This is a genomic window from Dactylosporangium sp. NPDC049525, from assembly GCF_040676755.1.
Taxonomy (GTDB): Bacteria; Actinomycetota; Actinomycetes; order Mycobacteriales; family Micromonosporaceae; genus Dactylosporangium.
In genome coordinates this window covers 22,414-38,038 of the sequence record NZ_JBFAPO010000085.1, presented here as the reverse complement: position 1 = coordinate 38,038, position 15,625 = coordinate 22,414, and the positions used below count along the sequence as shown (strand labels likewise).

General features: G+C 72.6%; 16 protein-coding genes. 11 read left to right on the top strand and 5 right to left on the bottom strand.

Annotated elements, in window-relative coordinates; all coding sequences use genetic code 11:
* Nucleotides 1-1,276: Hsp70 family protein (locus AB0K00_RS53110; protein WP_363538503.1), on the bottom strand; the 1,276-nt coding region annotated here is incomplete at its 3' end.
* A gap of 152 nt (nucleotides 1,277-1,428) precedes the next feature.
* Between AB0K00_RS53110 and AB0K00_RS53105 the strand changes: the two genes are divergently transcribed.
* Both AB0K00_RS53105 and AB0K00_RS53100 read left to right on the top strand, forming a co-directional pair.
* Complete coding sequence (locus tag AB0K00_RS53105; protein WP_363538502.1) at nucleotides 1,429-1,575, top strand: hypothetical protein; 147 nt, start codon at nucleotides 1,429-1,431, stop codon at nucleotides 1,573-1,575.
* 236 nt (nucleotides 1,576-1,811) lie between these two features.
* Nucleotides 1,812-2,099 (top strand): VOC family protein, encoded by a 288-nt coding sequence (locus tag AB0K00_RS53100; protein WP_363538501.1) that lies wholly within the window; start codon nucleotides 1,812-1,814, stop codon nucleotides 2,097-2,099.
* Between the two features lie 218 nt (nucleotides 2,100-2,317).
* On the opposite strand, the gene AB0K00_RS53095 is transcribed toward AB0K00_RS53100, so the two are convergent.
* Nucleotides 2,318-3,697 (bottom strand): NtaA/DmoA family FMN-dependent monooxygenase, encoded by a 1,380-nt coding sequence (locus tag AB0K00_RS53095; RefSeq protein ID WP_363538500.1) that lies wholly within the window; start codon nucleotides 3,695-3,697, stop codon nucleotides 2,318-2,320.
* Nucleotides 3,694-4,767, bottom strand: coding sequence for an LLM class flavin-dependent oxidoreductase (locus AB0K00_RS53090; protein WP_363538499.1), 1,074 nt, complete (start codon nucleotides 4,765-4,767; stop codon nucleotides 3,694-3,696). The genes AB0K00_RS53095 and AB0K00_RS53090 overlap by 4 nt, the downstream gene beginning before the upstream one ends.
* Before the next feature lie 459 nt (nucleotides 4,768-5,226).
* Here AB0K00_RS53090 and AB0K00_RS53085 point away from each other — a divergent pair, with 459 nt between their 5' ends.
* From AB0K00_RS53085 to AB0K00_RS53065, 5 genes are all read left to right on the top strand, one after another.
* Nucleotides 5,227-5,388 (top strand): hypothetical protein, encoded by a 162-nt coding sequence (locus AB0K00_RS53085; protein WP_363538498.1) that lies wholly within the window; start codon nucleotides 5,227-5,229, stop codon nucleotides 5,386-5,388.
* A 174-nt stretch (nucleotides 5,389-5,562) separates the two neighbouring features.
* Nucleotides 5,563-6,351, top strand: a complete 789-nt coding sequence (locus AB0K00_RS53080) for a hypothetical protein (RefSeq protein WP_363538497.1) — start codon at nucleotides 5,563-5,565, stop codon at nucleotides 6,349-6,351.
* A gap of 253 nt (nucleotides 6,352-6,604) precedes the next feature.
* The gene (locus AB0K00_RS53075; RefSeq protein ID WP_363538496.1) at nucleotides 6,605-8,044 is read left to right on the top strand and encodes an RICIN domain-containing protein; all 1,440 of its coding nucleotides are present in this window, start codon (nucleotides 6,605-6,607) and stop codon (nucleotides 8,042-8,044) included.
* 147 nt (nucleotides 8,045-8,191) lie between these two features.
* Nucleotides 8,192-8,692, top strand: a complete 501-nt coding sequence (locus AB0K00_RS53070) for a SigE family RNA polymerase sigma factor (RefSeq protein ID WP_363538495.1) — start codon at nucleotides 8,192-8,194, stop codon at nucleotides 8,690-8,692.
* Nucleotides 8,689-10,053: a hypothetical protein gene (locus AB0K00_RS53065; RefSeq protein WP_363538494.1), complete on the top strand. Its 1,365-nt coding sequence runs from the start codon at nucleotides 8,689-8,691 to the stop codon at nucleotides 10,051-10,053. The genes AB0K00_RS53070 and AB0K00_RS53065 overlap by 4 nt, the downstream gene beginning before the upstream one ends.
* 24 nt (nucleotides 10,054-10,077) lie before the next feature.
* Here the strand turns inward: AB0K00_RS53065 and AB0K00_RS53060 are convergent, their stop codons facing one another.
* The gene (locus AB0K00_RS53060; protein WP_363538493.1) at nucleotides 10,078-11,766 is read right to left on the bottom strand and encodes an MFS transporter; all 1,689 of its coding nucleotides are present in this window, start codon (nucleotides 11,764-11,766) and stop codon (nucleotides 10,078-10,080) included.
* Nucleotides 11,767-11,942: 176 nt separating this feature from the next.
* On the opposite strand from AB0K00_RS53060, the gene AB0K00_RS53055 reads away from it, so the two are divergent.
* From AB0K00_RS53055 to AB0K00_RS53045, 3 genes are read left to right on the top strand one after another with little or no spacing between them, the layout of a single operon-like run.
* The gene (locus AB0K00_RS53055) at nucleotides 11,943-13,250 is read left to right on the top strand and encodes an NtaA/DmoA family FMN-dependent monooxygenase (protein ID WP_363538492.1); all 1,308 of its coding nucleotides are present in this window, start codon (nucleotides 11,943-11,945) and stop codon (nucleotides 13,248-13,250) included.
* A gap of 38 nt (nucleotides 13,251-13,288) precedes the next feature.
* A complete protein-coding gene (locus AB0K00_RS53050; RefSeq protein ID WP_363538491.1) occupies nucleotides 13,289-13,516 on the top strand; it encodes a hypothetical protein in 228 nt (75 codons plus the stop codon).
* Nucleotides 13,517-14,011, top strand: a complete 495-nt coding sequence (locus tag AB0K00_RS53045) for a flavin reductase family protein (protein WP_363538490.1) — start codon at nucleotides 13,517-13,519, stop codon at nucleotides 14,009-14,011.
* Nucleotides 14,012-14,066: 55 nt separating this feature from the next.
* On the opposite strand, the gene AB0K00_RS53040 is transcribed toward AB0K00_RS53045, so the two are convergent.
* Nucleotides 14,067-14,585: a hypothetical protein gene (locus AB0K00_RS53040; protein WP_363538489.1), complete on the bottom strand. Its 519-nt coding sequence runs from the start codon at nucleotides 14,583-14,585 to the stop codon at nucleotides 14,067-14,069.
* Nucleotides 14,586-14,654: 69 nt separating this feature from the next.
* Between AB0K00_RS53040 and AB0K00_RS53035 the strand changes: the two genes are divergently transcribed.
* Nucleotides 14,655-15,512 (top strand): LysR family transcriptional regulator, encoded by an 858-nt coding sequence (locus AB0K00_RS53035; RefSeq protein ID WP_363538488.1) that lies wholly within the window; start codon nucleotides 14,655-14,657, stop codon nucleotides 15,510-15,512.
* Nucleotides 15,513-15,625 lie beyond the last annotated feature (113 nt).

The window sequence follows — 15,625 nt, the reverse complement described above, 5'->3', positions numbered from 1 at the left end:
CGGACGTCGCGGCCTGGGCCGCCGGGGCGGACACCACGACCGGCGCCGCGGGGGTGGGCATCGGCGCCGCCTCGGCCTGCGCCGCCCCGGTCTCGGCCGCGGCGGGCCATGGGGTCGGCTCGGCGGCCGACCAGGGCGCGGCGGAAACGGGCGTGGGTGACACCGGTGTGGCGGACACGGGCTCGGCGAACGCGGGTGCCGAGGCAGGGGCAAGGCCGGCCGCGTGCAGGCTTCCGTATGCCACGACGAGCTCCGGCTGCTCGATGAGCGTCGGCGCGACGCCGAGCCGCTGGTGCAGCAGCGTCCCGGCAAGGGGGATCCGGCTCGACCCGCCGACCAGGAACAGCCCGGCGACCTGGTCCAGGCGCAGCCCCGCGCGGAGCAGGGTCGTGGCCGTCAGCGCCACCGCCTGATCCAGCAGGGGCCGCGCCAGCCGCTCGAACTCCTCCCGGGTGACCTGCACGTCGACGTCGAACAGCGGAACCCGCACCGTCGCCGTGGCCTGCCGCGACAGTTGTTCCTTGGCGACGCGGGCTTCGTCGTACAGCTGCTGCCGGCGTCGCCGGTCCTCGCTGTCCGGTGAATGGATGAGCCGGCTCCACCGCGCCGGGTCGCGCCCGGCGAGCGGCCGCCCGACCCACTCGACGACCGCCGCGTCGAGGTCGACGCCGCCGACCGTGTCGGACCCGTCGGCCGACACCACCTGCCAGCCGCCGTCGGGCCGCCGGCTGACGATGCTGGTGTCGAAGGTGCCCGCGCCGAGGTCGAACACGACCAGCGCGTGCCCGGCCGGCACGTCCCGCCGCAGGACGGTGGTGAAGTAGACGGCCGCGGCGACCGGCTCCGGCACCAACGTCACGGACCCGAACCCGGCGGCCTCGGCGGCCTCGGCGAGGACCTGCCGGCGCGGCGCCGCCCACGTCGCCGGATGCGTGAGCACGACCCGGGACGGGCTGCCGGCGGCGCGCACCGCCTCCTCACCCACCCGGCGCAGCAGCGCGGCGAAGACCTCGACGACCTGGAACTCCTGCGCGCCGAGCAGCATCACGCCGTCGTCGACGCGACGCTTCGGGTGCTGCTCGAGGCGCTCCGGAGCCAGTCTCCCCTCGCGCAGCGCGTCCCGCCCGACGATGAGCCTGCAGTCGGGGGTACCGAACACCGCCGACGGCAGCAGCGGGCTGGAGTCGAACAGCAGCGGCTGCTCCCGCCCGTCGGGTGTGGCAAGGACCGCGACGGTGTGGGAAGTGCCGAGATCGACCCCGAGCGAGGCAGGCATGGCAGCAAGATATCGGTCATCGTCAAGACCGTGAGCCTGAACACGATCCATCATGGCTGATTGAACCGGCGCAGAACGGGCAACCTTTCCTGTAGCGGTGCGACGGCCCTCGCGGGCCGGCGCTGATCGAGCGAATGCGAGGAGCGGTATCCATGGCTGAGAACACCAAGCAGACCAGCGAGAAGGCGGCGTCGGCGGCCAGCGACGTGCTGCGCGACCCGAAGGCGAGCACCGAGGACAAGCAGGCTGCGGGTAGCGCACTGTCGCAGAAGGCGCCGAAGGCCGACTCCGAGAACTGAGCAGACGACGAAGGCCCGGCCGATGCGGCCGGGCCTTCGCCATGCGACGGGAACCTCAGTTGGTGAAAGCGTCCTTGACGTCGTGGGCGGCGCAAGGGTCTACGCGGCTGCAACGACCGCGGCTCGGAGTAGCGTGGATGTCATGCCGGTGCAGCTCAACCACACCATCGTCCACGTGCGCGACCCGGGAGCGTTCCGCACGGCTACTGGCCGAGTTGCTGGGTGTCGCGGACCCGGTGCCGTACGGTCCGTTCCTGGTCCTCGAGCTGGCAAACAACTGCTCGCTCGACTTCATGCAGGAGCACGGCACCGTGCATCCCCAGCACTACGCGTTCCTGGTGTCGGAGCCGGAGTTCGACGAGATCTTCGCCCGCATCCGGGCACGCGGTGTGCCGTACTGGGCGGATCCTCGCCACCGGCAGCCTTCGACGATCAACACCAACGACGGCGGCCGCGGCCTGTACTGGGAGGACGCCGACGGTCACAACCTGGAGATCATCACCGTGCCGTACGGCGGCTCCTAACGTCGGTCAGCTACCACGCTGTGCGCCGCCAGGACGGACCCGCGTATGCCGGCGGGACCTCACGTTCCGACTGAGCCGCCCGGCCCGGTGCTCCGGACTCTCCCAGCTGCGGTCGGCGCCGATGCGTGCCATCTCGGCGTCGTAGGCCGCCGCGTCGAACAGCGTCGTGCGCCCCTTGCTGGCGGAGCGCAGCCGCGGGATCGAGTCGGGCGGCTCCTTCAGTCCTCGGTGGACGGGCGCGGGCGCAGTCCCAGGTGCTCGCGCAGGGTGGTGCCGGTGTAGGCGGTGCGGTAGATCCCGCGTTCCTGCAGCGCCGGCACGAGCAGGTCGACGATGTCGTCGAGCCCGTGCGGGACCAGGTACGGCGAGACGTTGAACCCGTCGACGGCGCCGTGGCGCACGAAGTGGGCGAACTTGTCGGCGAGGGCCTGCGGGGTGCCGACGTGGCCGCGGGCGCGCTGGCCGAGGTGGATGACCGTCTCGCGCAGCGACCAGCCGTTCGCGTCGGCGGCCTGGCGCCACTGCTGGATGACGCCTTGCGCGTCGGCGACGCGGGCCGCGCCGAACGCGCCGCTGGTGTCCTGCGGCCGCGGGTCGTCCTTGGGCAGCGGGCCGTCCGGGTCGTGGCCGCTGAGGTCGAGGTTCCACAGCAGGCCGGCCTGGGCGAGGGCGGTGGCCGGCGTGATCTGCTCCCGCCGGACCCACGCCGCCTTCTCCTCGGCCTCCGCCGCGGTCTCGCCGACGACGATCGACGTGCCGGGCAGGATGCGCAGGTCGTCCTCGGGGCGCCCGGCGGCGCGCAGCCGGGCCCGGATGTCGTCGGCGAACGTGAGGGCGTCGTCGAAGTCGGTGCCGTGGGCGGAGAAGATGACGTCGGCGTTGCGGGCGGCGAAGTCGCGGCCGTCGCTGGAGTCGCCGGCCTGGAAGATGACGGGGTGGCCCTGCCGGCTGCGCGGCAGGGTGGGCGTGACGTCGACGGTGAACTGCTCGCCGCGGGTGCGTACCGGGGCGATCGTGCCGGGCCGGGCCCACGCCGGGGCGTCGGCGGAGGTCGCGGCGGCGCCGTCGGTCCAGCCGTCCCAGATGGCGCGGGCGGCGGTCAGGAACTCCTCGGCCCGCCGGTACCGGTCGGCGTGGTCGAGGTAGCCGCCGCGGCGGAAGTTCTCACCCGTCCACGCGTTGTCGGTGGTGACGACGTTCCAGCCGGCCCGGCCGCCGGACAGCAGGTCGAGCCCGGCGAGGCGGCGGGCCAGGTCGGCGGGCTCGTTGAACGTGGTGTTGGTCGTCGACACCAGGCCGATGCGGTTGGTGACCGCGGCGAGCGCCGCCAGTTGCGTGATGGCGTCGGGGCGGCCGGCGACGTCGAGGTCGTGGATGCGGCCGCCGACCTCCCGCAGCCTGAGCCCCTCGCCGAGGAAGAACGCGTCGAAGAGGCCGCGTTCGCCGGTCTGCGCGACCCTGCGGTAGGACTCCGGCGAGATCTGCGAGCCGCTGGCCGGGTCGGACCAGATCGTCCAGTAGTTCACGCCCTGGAAGAACACGCCGAAGTGCAGCTGCGCGTCCGGCCTGGGGACGTCTGTGGGATCGGTACGGGTCATGCTGGTCCTCCGGGAAGCGCGAACCGGTTCTTCGGGCGGTGCAGGCGCAGCGACTGCCGCAGCGACGCGCCGGGCACCGGGCGGGCGGCGAGGCCCGCGCCGATCAGCGCCGGCACGACGTGCTGCGACAGCACGGCGAGGTCCTCGTCGAGCACGAGCGGATGCAGCCGGACGCCGTCCACGCCGCCGTGCCCGTCAAGGTCACGCAGCAGTGCCACGAGTCCGCCCGGGCCGCCGGTGTACCGCAGGCGCCCGGCCGACGGCCACGGCGCGTGCCGCGCGAGGTCCTCCACCCGGTCAGCGCCGTCCACTGTGGACGTGTCGAGAGCGACCTCGATCTCGGCGAAGGTCCGCGCCGTCGTCGTCGCGGCCGCGGCCCGCCGGACCGCTTCGACGTCGGCACCACCGACCAGCGCGACGTCGACCTCGCCGTCGGGTGCCAGCCCGGCCGGGGCGAGGACGACGAGTTGCCCCTGCGGTGGCCGTGGCACGATCGCCGGGCCCTTCACGGAGTACGTCGCGCCGGTGAAGTCGACGTAGTGCAGGCGGTCCCGGTCGAGATACCGGCCGGTGGCGACGTCGCGGATCACGGCGTCGTCCTCCCAGGAGTCCCACAGGGCGCGCACCACCCGTACCGCATCCGCCGCCTCCTGCACGGGATCTGCGGCTGGCCTGCCCCACGCCGCGGCGGCCTCGGGTTGCGGGCTGGTCGCGACGACCCATCCGGCCCGCCCCACGGCCACGTGATCCAGGGACGCGAGCTGTGAGGAGACGTGGAACGGCTCGCTGTAGGTCGTCGACACGACCGGCGCGACGGACAGGACGCTGGTCGACGCGGCGATGAACGCCGCCCGCTCCACCGCGCCGATCCGGCCGGCGGGCCCGTGGCCGCCCGGCGGCAGCAGGTCGTCGTCGAGGGTCGCCAGGGTGAAGCCGGCGCGTTCGGCGATCTCGGCGACGTGCCGGACGCGGCGCGGGCCGAGCAGCTCGGACGGCGGGTGCGCGGCGCGGCGCCAGGCGGCCGGGTGGGCGCCGTCGCCGTCGATCTCGATGGCGAGCACGAGGGACATCTGCGACGCCTTTCTCCAGCGGGTCTCCAGCGGGCGGAGGCCCGCGACATACTCCCTATGAATCCTATCTGGTTAGTAGCATTTAGTCCACGCCGGCACCCGTCCCCGTGACAAGAGCGACAACAACGACCGCCCGGCGTTGACAGGGCCGCGTCAGCGCTGTTGCACTGTGTCCATGGCACGCACGCCACTGTGGACCCGCGACCACATCGACTTCGGTCGAGTGTGGTCCGCCTCCTGTCCCGCCTGACACACGCCCCGCCTCCCGCAGCGACACCCACCATCGTGAGGAATCGTGATGTCGACACCGCGTGCCCGCAAACGTCCGTCCACTGTAGACAAACACCGCTACGACTCGGCCTACGTCGTCGTCGCCGTCCCGGTTCCGGGCGGCCAGGCCGACGACGTGGCTCCCCCACTGGTCTTCCGGCTCCAGCCGCGGCACCAGGGCCGGCGCCGATGAACACGCCACTGGCCACCGCGCTGCGCCGGCTGCGCTGGCTCGGTGACCCGGGCGGCCGCACGATGCGGCACGGGCCCCGCCTGATGCATGAGATTCGCCTCGTGCGGATACCCGACAGCGCGGGCCGCCCCGCCGGGCGCCGGGCCGCCGCGAGGTAGCCGCCGAGGACGTCCCCGACCTGGATCAACACGACCCGAGGCGACGCATGGCCGCCGATGTCGCCGCACCGGCGGCTGTCGGCGGCCTGCTTGCGCCGTGGCGTCGCGCCGGTACGGTCCGAACGGCTGCGCCTCCCGAACCGGGTGCGCACCTCGATTCGGAGGACCTTTCAGATGAAACACATAACCGTTCTGCTCGCACTCACCCTGACCGTGGGCGGTCTCGCCGGCTGTACCACCAACGTGCAGACGGGCCTGCCCGCGGAGGCCAGGCCCATCGGCGCGTCGCCCTCGGCCGCGCTGCCGCCGAAGGAGGCGCTCCTCGCGGCGGTGCAGACCCTGGACACCACCGCGCACAGCTTCACCATCAAGCAGGGCACCATGACCGGCAACGGCCGCATCGACCCCGCCGCCAAGTCCGCGTTGATGGGCATGGGCGGCAAGATCGAGAACCTCACCGTGTCGGTCGCGTACACCGTCATCGCGCCCGACTTCTGGGTCAAGGCCGACTTCGGCAAGGACCTGAACCAGCTGTGGGGCCTGGACCCGGCGACGTGGATGCTGTTCGACAGGTCGAAGCTGGACGCCGCCGCGACGCTGCCGGTGGACCAGGCGGGCGCCCCGAAGCTCGGCGTCACCGAGCTGTTCAGAAACGGGCTCGCCGACGTCAAGCGCACCGACGCGACCCATTTCACCGGCACCGTCGACGTGACGGCCGCCGACACCATCCTCGCCCCGTCCGAGGAAGCGGTGAAGAAGGCCGGCGCCCAGGCCAAGGCCCTGCCGTTCACGGCCACCACCGACGGCAAGGGTCGCCTGACCGCCTTCACCATCGACGGCGGATCGATCGACCCCGACCTGGCGCTGCAGCTGACGTTCACCGGCTTCGGCTCCATCCAGCCCGTCACCGAGCCGACCCCCGCGGCCCCGGCTCCCGCCTCGGCCTACGACCTGTTCAACTGAGGGCGTCCCGGTGCCGCATCGCACGGCGTTGCGGTGCGGCACCCGCCCCATGGTCGCGGCGCGCCCGATCGGCTCTAGATCGATCATTGCGAATGCCGCATAGCTTCCGAGCTGCGGTGATGAAACTTTCACGTCCGGAAAATCCGTCGTTGACGCATCTCTATGTGAGCGCTAACTTGCCAGGAAAGCGCTTGCCCAAGGCATGCCGTTCCTGCCGACCACTGGGCGGGCGCATTCACCGGAGAGGTTGCTCATGACCAAGACCGCCCCCGCCCCCAGTCCCCCGAGGCGCCGCTCGCGCCGATGGCCGCTCGTGGTGCTCGCCGCCGCCACGACGGTCATCGCGGGCGGCACCACCGTCCTGGCGACGTACAGCGCCGACGCCGCCACCATCGACACCAGCGCCACGTACGTCTTCGTCAACCGGCACAGCGGCAAGGCGATGGACGTCTACAACTGGGCCACGGCCGACAACGCGCCGATCAACCAGTTCGCCCGCAACGACCTGGCCGTGCAGCAGTGGCAGTTCGTCAGCGCCGGCAGCGGCTACTACAAGATCAAGTCGAAGCACAGCGGCAAGGTGCTCGACCTGCCCAACTCAGACGACGGCACGCAGCTGGTGCAGTACACCGACAACGGCGCCACCAGGCAGCAGTTCCAGGTCCTGGACTCCGCCGACGGCTACGTGCGCTTCAAGAACCGCAGCAGCGGCAAGGTCCTGGACGTCTGGGAGTGGTCGACCGCCGACGGCGCGAAGATCGCCCAGTTCGGCGACCTGGACGGCTGGAACCAGCAGTGGCAGCTGGTCAAGCTCGGCGGCACCACCACCCCGCCGCAGACCGGCCTGGCCGGCTGGGCCACGCAGAACGGCGGCACCACCGGCGGCGGCAGCGCGGCCAGCACCACGGTGTCCAGCGCGTCGGCGCTGACCAGCGCGCTGAGCTCCAGCAGCGCGTCGGTGATCCGGGTGTCCGGCACGATCTCGTGCTCCGGCATGCTGAAGGTGACCTCCAACAAGACGATCCTCGGCAACTCCGGCGCGACGATCGTCGGCTGCGGGTTCACCCTCAGCAACACCAGGAACGTCATCATTCGGAACCTGACGTTCAGGGGCTGGAACGACGACGCCATCAACGTGGAGACCTCGTCGACGAACGTGTGGATCGACCACAACACGTTCAGCGACGGCTACGACGGCGCGGTCGACATCAAGCGCGGCTCGGACTTCATCACCGTGTCGTGGAACCGCGTCTTCAACCACGACAAGTCGATGCTGCTGGGCCACAGCGACGACAACGGCAGCCAGGACCGGGGGCACCTGCGGGTGACCTACCACCACAACTGGTTCGACGGCTCGACGCAGCGCCACCCGCGGGTCCGCTTCGGCAACCCGGTCCACGTGTACAACAACTACTACAACAACGTGGGCGGCTACGGCGTCGCCTCGACCGAGGGCGCGGGCGTGCTCGTGGAGGGCAACTACTTCGAGAACACCGACGACCCGTTCCACCTCGGTGAGGCCGACTCCGGCCCCGGCACCATCGTGGCCCGCAGCAACTACTTCGTGAACTCGGGCAGCGGTCAGGCCGGCGGCAGCGTCGCCAGCATCCCGTACTCGTACACCCTGGAGACGGCGAGCAACGTGAAGTCCAGCGTCACCGGTGGCGCCGGCGCCGGGCGGATCTCCGTCTGATTCCCAGCGACACGCATGCGGCCGGGGTCATCGGCGTGGACCCCGGCCGCTTCGCGAACCTGAGATCCTTCGACGCAAAATTCTCCGGTACGACACAACCGATCGCCCTGGTGCCACGATCCAGGAGGTGAGCAGGAAGGGAGCCGCATGCGGGCCGACGAGGAGCACGCCTACGTGCAGTACGTGAGCAGTCGCGTGCTCGCGCTGCGCCGGACGGCCTACCATCTGTGCGGCGACTGGCACGAGGCGCACGACCTCGTGCAGGGCGCGTTGATCAAGTTGTACCGGCACTGGGCCAAGGTCAGCGCCGCCGACTCCCCGGACGCGTACGTGCGGCAGGTCCTGGTCAACGTCTTCCTCCAGCAGCGGGGCACCTGGTGGTCACGCAACGTGCGACTGTTCGCCGAGCCCGACGACCGGCCGGCGCCCGAGCCGGGCACCGAACACCGGATCGACCTGCGGGCGGCGCTGGACAAGCTGGCGCCGGGGCAGCGTGCGGTGCTCGTCCTGCGCTACTGGGAGGGACTCGACGTCGCGCAGACCGCGCGGGTGCTCGGCTGCTCCACGGGCACGGTGAAGAGCCAGACGTCCTACGCCATCGCGGCGATGCGGCGGCTGATGCCCGACTACGCTTGGGAGCCACGGTGAGCGAGCAGCTGTTCCAGTCCGTCCCGCTCGACGAGCCGCCGCTGCCCGCGCAGTATGTCGAGCACGTCGTCGCCGCCGGGCGCGCCTCGGTCCGCCGCCGACGGGCCACCGCCGTCGCCGCCGCCGTCATCGTCGCCCTTGCCCTGGTCGCCGGCGGCCTCGGCCTGTTGCGCCCCGCACCGGCGTTGCTGCCCGCCGGGCCGGACGGGTCACCGTCGCTGCCGGATCGCATCGCGCCATATTCCTCGCTGACCGCCAAGGCCGGCCGCTCACCCGGCGGGCGGGCGGTCATGCTGTACCAGTTCGGCAGCGGCGAGACCATCAACCTGTTCCAGCCTCTCGCGCTCGGCGCGGACCGGGACACCTACCGCCAGCTCGACGCGGCCGAAGGCAAGCGGGGCATCCGGCCGTGGCTGCTGTCGCCGGACGGCACGACCGCGGTCGTCACCGACGACCGCGAGGCCGTCGCCGCGCTGACGCTCATCGACCTGCACACCGGCCGGCGGCGGGCCGTGCCGCTGCCGGCGCCGACGGGTGCGCTGCCGCTCGCGTTCTCCCCCGACGGACGGACCCTGGCATACTCGGCGGTGCCGATGCCGATGGGTGACCAGTACAACGACATGGCCGGCGAGTCACGGGCGACCGGGGTGCTCGTCCTCGTCGACCTCGACACGGGCCGGCAGAGCACGCTCAGCGCGGTGACCCCGGTCACGGCCGCGTCGTTCGCGCCCGACGGGCAGCTCGTCGCGGTGCAGACCGGCCGGCAGGTCCAGATCGTCGACCGCACCGGTCGCGTCGCGCGGACCGTCGACCTGCCCGCCGAGCACATCCTGACGACCCACGCGGCGTGGTCGCCGGACGGGCGGTTGCTCGCCGCGACGGGCGTCACGACGTCCTCCGGCGGTCCCGGCGTCATCGAGTACCACCGGCGCATCGTGTTCGTCGACGCGACCGGGGCGGGTGGCCCGGTGCCGGAGCCGATCGCGGCCGAGGAGATGCTCGGCTGGCGTGCGGCCGACCGCGTGCTCGCCCAGGTGGCGGCCGGCAGCGGGCCGGGCGAGCTGCGGGACGTGCCGCTGGCCGGCGGCCCGGGCACGGTGCTCAGCCGCTTCGATCCCGGGATGAGCTGTGAGTTCGGGCTGAAGACCTGCCAGGCGTATCAGATCCGGGTGGCGACCGGGCTGCTGCCGTCGCTGGTGGTGCGCCCCGCCGATCCGGACCGCGGACCGTGGCCGGTGTGGTTCACCGTCACCGTCGCCACGGCAACAGTGCTGCTGGCGGTCGTGGTGTTCCTGCTGTACCGCCGGATCCGCCGGCGCCGGCGCGCCGAACGGATGGACGCCGGGGCCGGCCGGAGCTGAGGCCCGGGTCGGCCGCGCGTGCACCTATCGCGGACCGTCGATCACCGCGAACCCGGGCGCCGGGAGCCGCGGGTGCGGGCGCGGGACGAGGCCCTCGATCCGGTCGGGGGTCAGGTGCAGCACCTGGTCGGCGTGGACCGCCGCGGCCAGCAGCGTCGCGATCGGGGTCGGGTCGGTGCCGGCCACCAGGATGATGGGGATCGTGCCCGCGTCGATCATCGCGGCGATCGCGGCCGTCTCGTGCGGGTGCGGCGGGGTCTCGGCGGTGATGGCCAGCACCGTGTGCGCCGGCAGGTGCTGGCGCAGCCCGGCGACGAGCGGGAAGCCCAGGCCGGTGCCGCCGGACGGGTCCGGGTCGGCGTAGACGATCGCGAGCTCGTGCCGGGTGGCGAGCGCGGCGAGGGCGGCGGTGACGTCGCCGAGGTACGCGCGGATCTGCCGCCCCGTCAGCGACACGACGGTGGTGGCCGCCTGCGACCCCGCATCCGTCGCGAGGACGGCCGGGGCCGGGAAGGCGACGGCGGCGCCGATCCAGGTGCGCCGCGCGCGGAGGCTGCCCGCACCGCCGAGCGCGGCGCTGGCGAGGAGGATCAGGCCGATGGTGTACGAGCCGTTGATGCCGTGCACGACGGTCAGCAGCAGCGCCGGGAACAGCCCGACCGCGCTGCCGATGGCGCTGATCACCCCGGCGATCGTGCCGGCCTGCGCGGGCGGGGCAGTGCGGCCGATGAGCGCGAGCACGCTGCCGAACGCGATGCCCAGCGCGAACGCGACGCCGGCCAGGGCCGGGGCGGCGACCCAGACCAGCGGCGGGTCGAAGGCCAGGATCAGCAGCACGGCGGCGAGGACGGCGAAGCAGGTGCCGAGCACGGCGGTGGGTGCGCGGTGCCGGCACAGCCAGCCGCCGAAGGGTCCGGCGGCCGCGCCGATGCCGATGCCGGCGGCCGCGCAGAGCATCGCGGGCGTCCAGCCGACGCCGTAGGTGCGGTGCAGGTAGCCGGGCAGGTACAGGTCGAGCGCGACGAGGCCGCCGCTGGACACGCCGTACCACACGGCCAGGTAGCGGGTCACCGGCCGGCGCAGCAGACCCGTGGCCACCGACCACGCGACGGGCGGGTGGAACTTCGGGCCGGGCCCGTCGCGCAGGACCGCGGCGGCCAGTGCGCCGAAGGCGAGCAGCGCACCGGCCAGGATCAGCAGCCCGTATCCCTGGTCGACGCTCACCAGCGTCCGGGAGAGGACGCCCGCGGTCGCGGAGAGACACATGCCCGCGGCGAAAACGCTCAGTGCCATGCCGCGGCACCCCGGGCGGACGGCGCGCACCACCGCCGCGGCACCGGCCGGGAGCGCCGCACCGGCGACGCCGGTCGCGCACGCCACCACGATCAGCCCCGGCAGCCCGTCGGCGACAGCCAGCCCCAGCACCGCTAGGGCGGTGGCGAGGCTGATCGCGGGCAGCATGACCCGGGCGCCGAACCGGTCGGTGAGCACCCCGGCGGGGATCCGCACGAGGACGCCGACCACCAGCGGGGCGATGCCGAGCAGCGCCCACGTCCCCGCGCCCAGCCCGTACCGGTGTCCCAGCTGCGGGCCGAGCGGGCCGACCAGCATCCAGGTCCAGTAGTGCAGCACATACCCGGTGACCGCGATGGCCAGGGTCCACGCCGCCGTGGACCTCGACGCGTTGCCGCCCGCGGATTCCGCTCGTCGCATCAACATCCGACCCAGACCCCCACGCAAAGCTCGACTGGTCGCCTACCTCGCCTGCTCCTGCCCAAGTCCCCAACGACCGTTGACCGCGGACGGTTACGGTCGCGCGCCGCTGGGTACGGCTACCGTGTGACGGCTGACATATTTCACTACTGAACTGGTAGGAATATGGTTCGGGCATGACCGCCCACCCACCCCGCACGCTCGCGACCGTCACCGGCGCCGGCGGCCACCCCGGCACCTACGAGCTGGCGCTGGACCCGGCCAGGTCCACCGTCGACACCGCGCGCAGGGTCGCCGAGCTGGCCGAGGCGGCCAGGTTCGACGCGCTCTTCGTGCCCGACCTGCTGACCTTCGGCGCGCAGGGCACGATCGGCGCGCAGGAGCCGCTGGTGTACGTCGCGGCGCTGAGCCAGGTGACGACCCGGATCGGGCTGATCGCGACGGTCTCCACGACGTTCCACCACCCGTTCAACCTGGCCCGGCTGTTCGGCACGCTCGATCACGTCAGCAACGGCCGCGCCGCGTGGAACCTCGTGACGTCGTCGATCGGCGAGGAGAACTTCGGCCCGGACGGCCTGCCCGGCCCCGAGGAGCGCTACGCCCGCGCGGCCGAGACCCTGGAGGTCGTCAACGCGCTCTGGGACAGCTGGCGGCCCGGCGCGCTGCGGCTCGGCCCCGGCGGCACGGCGGTGCTCGACCGGGCCAGGGTGCGGCCGATCGACCACGTCGGGAAGTACTTCAGCGTCGCCGGGCCGCTGAACATCCCGCCGCTGCCGCAGGGCCGGCCGGTGCAGATCCAGGCGGGGCAGTCCGCGGCCGGCATCGAGCTCGGCGCCCGCTACGCCGAGGTCGTCTTCACCGCCTTGTCGACGCTGCCGGTCGCGCGGGAGTACACCGACCGGATCCGGGCCCGCGCCGCGGCGTTCGGCCGGCCGGCGGGCCTGCCGCGCATCTTCAGCTCCCTGCACGCCACGTTCGGCGCGACCGAGGAGGAGGCGCGGCGGCGGGTCCGCGACCGGCACGAGGCGATCGACTTCGAGGCCGGCCGGGCGCTGGTCACCGACATGCTCGGCGGCGGCGTGGACCTGTCCGAGGCGAAGCTCGACGAGACGCTGCCGGAGCACCTGCTGCCCGACGTGTCGTCGGTGCACCGGCGCCGCGGCCGGGTCGAGATCTTCAGCGGGTACGCGCGCAGCGGGTACACGCTGCGTGAGCTCATCATTGCCGCCCAGGACACCGGGCACTGGGCCGAGGCCGGTACCCCCGAGCAGATCGCCGACGCGGTCGAGGAGCGGTTCCGCGCGGGCGTGCTGGACGTGCTGTCGATCGGCGGCCTGGCGGATCCACGCGAGCACGACTTCGTCGTCAACGGCCTGCTGCACGAGCTGCGCAAGCGCCGCATCGTCAAGGACGACTACCTGGGCCCTACCCTGCGTGACAACCTCGCGCTGCCGCCGCTCCCGGCCCGGTCCAGCGAAAACTAATCCTATTGGAATGGTAGGGTTTTTGATAGACTGCGCTCATGCAGCTGACCCATCACCTGCCGTTCCAGCCCGCAGTGGGCCGGCCCCTGAATCTCGCCGCGCGGCTCGCCCGGCGCATCGCCGGCCTCGGAGACCTCAGCGGGTTCGGCGACGAGGTGCCGCCCGAGCCGCACCTGTGGGCCGAGATGGCACCGGACCTCGCGCTGCGCCGGATCTCCCGGCAGGCCGAGGCGCACTACGCCGCGGCAACGAAAGGCAGGCCATAGATGGACACGCACACGGCGCTGCACCCCGCCGACCTGCGCCGGGTCTTCGGCGCGTTCCCGACCGGTGTCACCGCCGTCGCCGCGTTCGTCGACGGGACGCCCGTCGGGCTGGCCGCGAGCTCGTTCACCTCGGTGTCCCTCGATCCCCCGCTGGCCTCGGTGTGCATCGCGAAGACCTCGACGACCTGGCCGGTCCTGCGCCGGGCGGAGCGCCTCGGCGTCAGCGTCCTGAGCGCCGGCCAGGAGCACCTGGGCCGCCAGCTGAGCTCCCGCACCGGCGACCGGTTCACCGGCGCGACGTGGCGGGCCAGCAACTTCGGCGAGATCCTGCTCGACGGCGCGTGCGCCTGGCTCGACTGCAGCATCGAGCGTGAACTGCCCGCCGGCGACCACGACATCGTCCTGCTGCGCATCCACGACCTGCACGCCGAGCGCGGCGCCGAGCCCCTCGTGTTCCATCAAAGCACCTTCGGCCGCCTGCACCGCGCCGCCTGACCGCGCCACCTGACCACGCCGCCTGCACCGCGCCGCCTGCACGGCAGCGCGGGGCTCAGCCGCGGTCGGCGGATCCGGCGAGGCTGTGCAGGATCGCGGCCTCGGCGTCGGCCCAGGTCTCGGTGTGCTGGACCCAGGACGGCGCCGGCGCCGGCTGGGCGCCGAAGAGGTACCGGTGCGCCACGACGCCGCGCAGGGCCTGGTGCACGTCGAGCTTGTCGTCGACGAAGTGGGTGATGCCGAGCTGCGCGCAGTGCGCCGCCTTGTCCGGGCGCTTGAGGCAGAACCGGAGGTGCTCGCGCGGGATGCCGGTGCGGACGGCGAAGTCGTGGTGGTCCAGCCACTGCCGGGTGTGGCGCTGGACCCGCTCGCCGCACTTGGAGACCAGCCACACCTGCTCGAATCGCGGCACGAGGCGGGCGAGCGTGTCGAAGGCCCCCGGCACTGCCAGGGTGGCCAGCATGCGGGCGGTGTCGCCGCTGAAGAACTGGGTGTCGCTGCTGCCGGGGACGACGCCCCCGCCGATGATGACTCTGCCGATGTCGACGCCGAGTCGCAGATGCTGTGCGTTCATGCATCTCAGCCTGAGCGCCGCGGGCCTAGTGCAGAACTATTCTTGCCGGCGCGACTATAGTCGGACGTTATGGATCAGCGGGCGCTCGCCGCGTTCGTCGTGTTCGCCGACCATCTCAACTTCACCCGCGCCGCCGAGCAGCTGCACATCTCGCAACCCGCGCTGCACGTGAAAATCAACAAGCTGGCGCAGGAACTGGGGCGGCCGCTGTATCACCGCGTCGGCCGGCGGCTGGTGCTCACCGCCGACGGCGCGGCGGTGGCCCGGTTCGCCCGGGCGCACGACGAGCGGCTCGCGCAGTTCCTGGCCGAGTTCGCCGGGATCGCGCCGCGGCGGCCGGTGGTCCTCGCCGCCGGCCAGGGCGCCTACCTGTACCTGCTGGGCGACACCATCCGGGCCGTGCTCGCCGACGAGCCGACCCGGCTCCGCCTGATCAACTGCGACCACCGGCAGATGCTCGCCGCCGTGCGCACCGGCCAGGCACACCTCGGGGTCAGCGTGCTCGACGTCCTGCCCGAGGACCTGACCGCCGTGGAGCTGGCCACGTTCCCGCAGGTGCTGTTCGTGCCCGAACGACACCGGCTGGCCAGGCGCCGGTCGGTGGCCCTGCGGGACCTGGAGGGCCTGAGCCTGGTCGTACCGCCGCAGCACCGGCCGCACAGAGTCCTGCTGGAGCAGGCGATGCGGGCCGCCGGGGTCGGCTGGGCGGTCGCCGTGGAAGCCGAGGGCTGGCCGCTGATCGCGCAGTTCGTCGCGCTCGGCGTGGGGCTCGCGGTGGTCAACGGGTGCGTGCCGCCGCCGCCCGGGCTGGTCGCGCGGCCGGTCACCGACCTGCCGCCGGTCACCTACCACCTGGTGCACCAGCCGGCGGCGCTGTCCGACCCGAGGGTCGCGAGCCTGCTGGAGCGGATCCTGGCGCGCGGCTGAAATTTTCACCGCCCCGGCGCACCTGCCCGACTGCAACAAACCTGCACATCGCTGGTATTGCCGTCAAGGAAAGCGCTTTCCTATGATCGGATCTCGTCGATGCAGATCAGCGC

Excerpts from the sequence above, each read along its gene's own strand:
- AB0K00_RS53045 (WP_363538490.1), top strand. The coding sequence starts at position 13,517 with ATGGACACGCACACGGCGCTGCACCCCGCCGACCTGCGCCGGGTCTTC.
- AB0K00_RS53035 (WP_363538488.1), top strand. The coding sequence starts at position 14,655 with ATGGATCAGCGGGCGCTCGCCGCGTTCGTCGTGTTCGCCGACCATCTC.
- AB0K00_RS53080 (WP_363538497.1), top strand. The coding sequence starts at position 5,563 with ATGAAACACATAACCGTTCTGCTCGCACTCACCCTGACCGTGGGCGGT.
- AB0K00_RS53055 (WP_363538492.1), top strand. The coding sequence starts at position 11,943 with ATGACCGCCCACCCACCCCGCACGCTCGCGACCGTCACCGGCGCCGGC.
- AB0K00_RS53050 (WP_363538491.1), top strand. The coding sequence starts at position 13,289 with ATGCAGCTGACCCATCACCTGCCGTTCCAGCCCGCAGTGGGCCGGCCC.
- AB0K00_RS53105 (WP_363538502.1), top strand. The coding sequence starts at position 1,429 with ATGGCTGAGAACACCAAGCAGACCAGCGAGAAGGCGGCGTCGGCGGCC.
- AB0K00_RS53075 (WP_363538496.1), top strand. The coding sequence starts at position 6,605 with ATGACCAAGACCGCCCCCGCCCCCAGTCCCCCGAGGCGCCGCTCGCGC.
- AB0K00_RS53095 (WP_363538500.1), bottom strand. The coding sequence starts at position 3,697 with ATGACCCGTACCGATCCCACAGACGTCCCCAGGCCGGACGCGCAGCTG.
- AB0K00_RS53090 (WP_363538499.1), bottom strand. The coding sequence starts at position 4,767 with ATGTCCCTCGTGCTCGCCATCGAGATCGACGGCGACGGCGCCCACCCG.
- AB0K00_RS53070 (WP_363538495.1), top strand. The coding sequence starts at position 8,192 with ATGCGGGCCGACGAGGAGCACGCCTACGTGCAGTACGTGAGCAGTCGC.
- AB0K00_RS53060 (WP_363538493.1), bottom strand. The coding sequence starts at position 11,766 with ATGCGACGAGCGGAATCCGCGGGCGGCAACGCGTCGAGGTCCACGGCG.
- AB0K00_RS53085 (WP_363538498.1), top strand. The coding sequence starts at position 5,227 with ATGAACACGCCACTGGCCACCGCGCTGCGCCGGCTGCGCTGGCTCGGT.
- AB0K00_RS53040 (WP_363538489.1), bottom strand. The coding sequence starts at position 14,585 with ATGAACGCACAGCATCTGCGACTCGGCGTCGACATCGGCAGAGTCATC.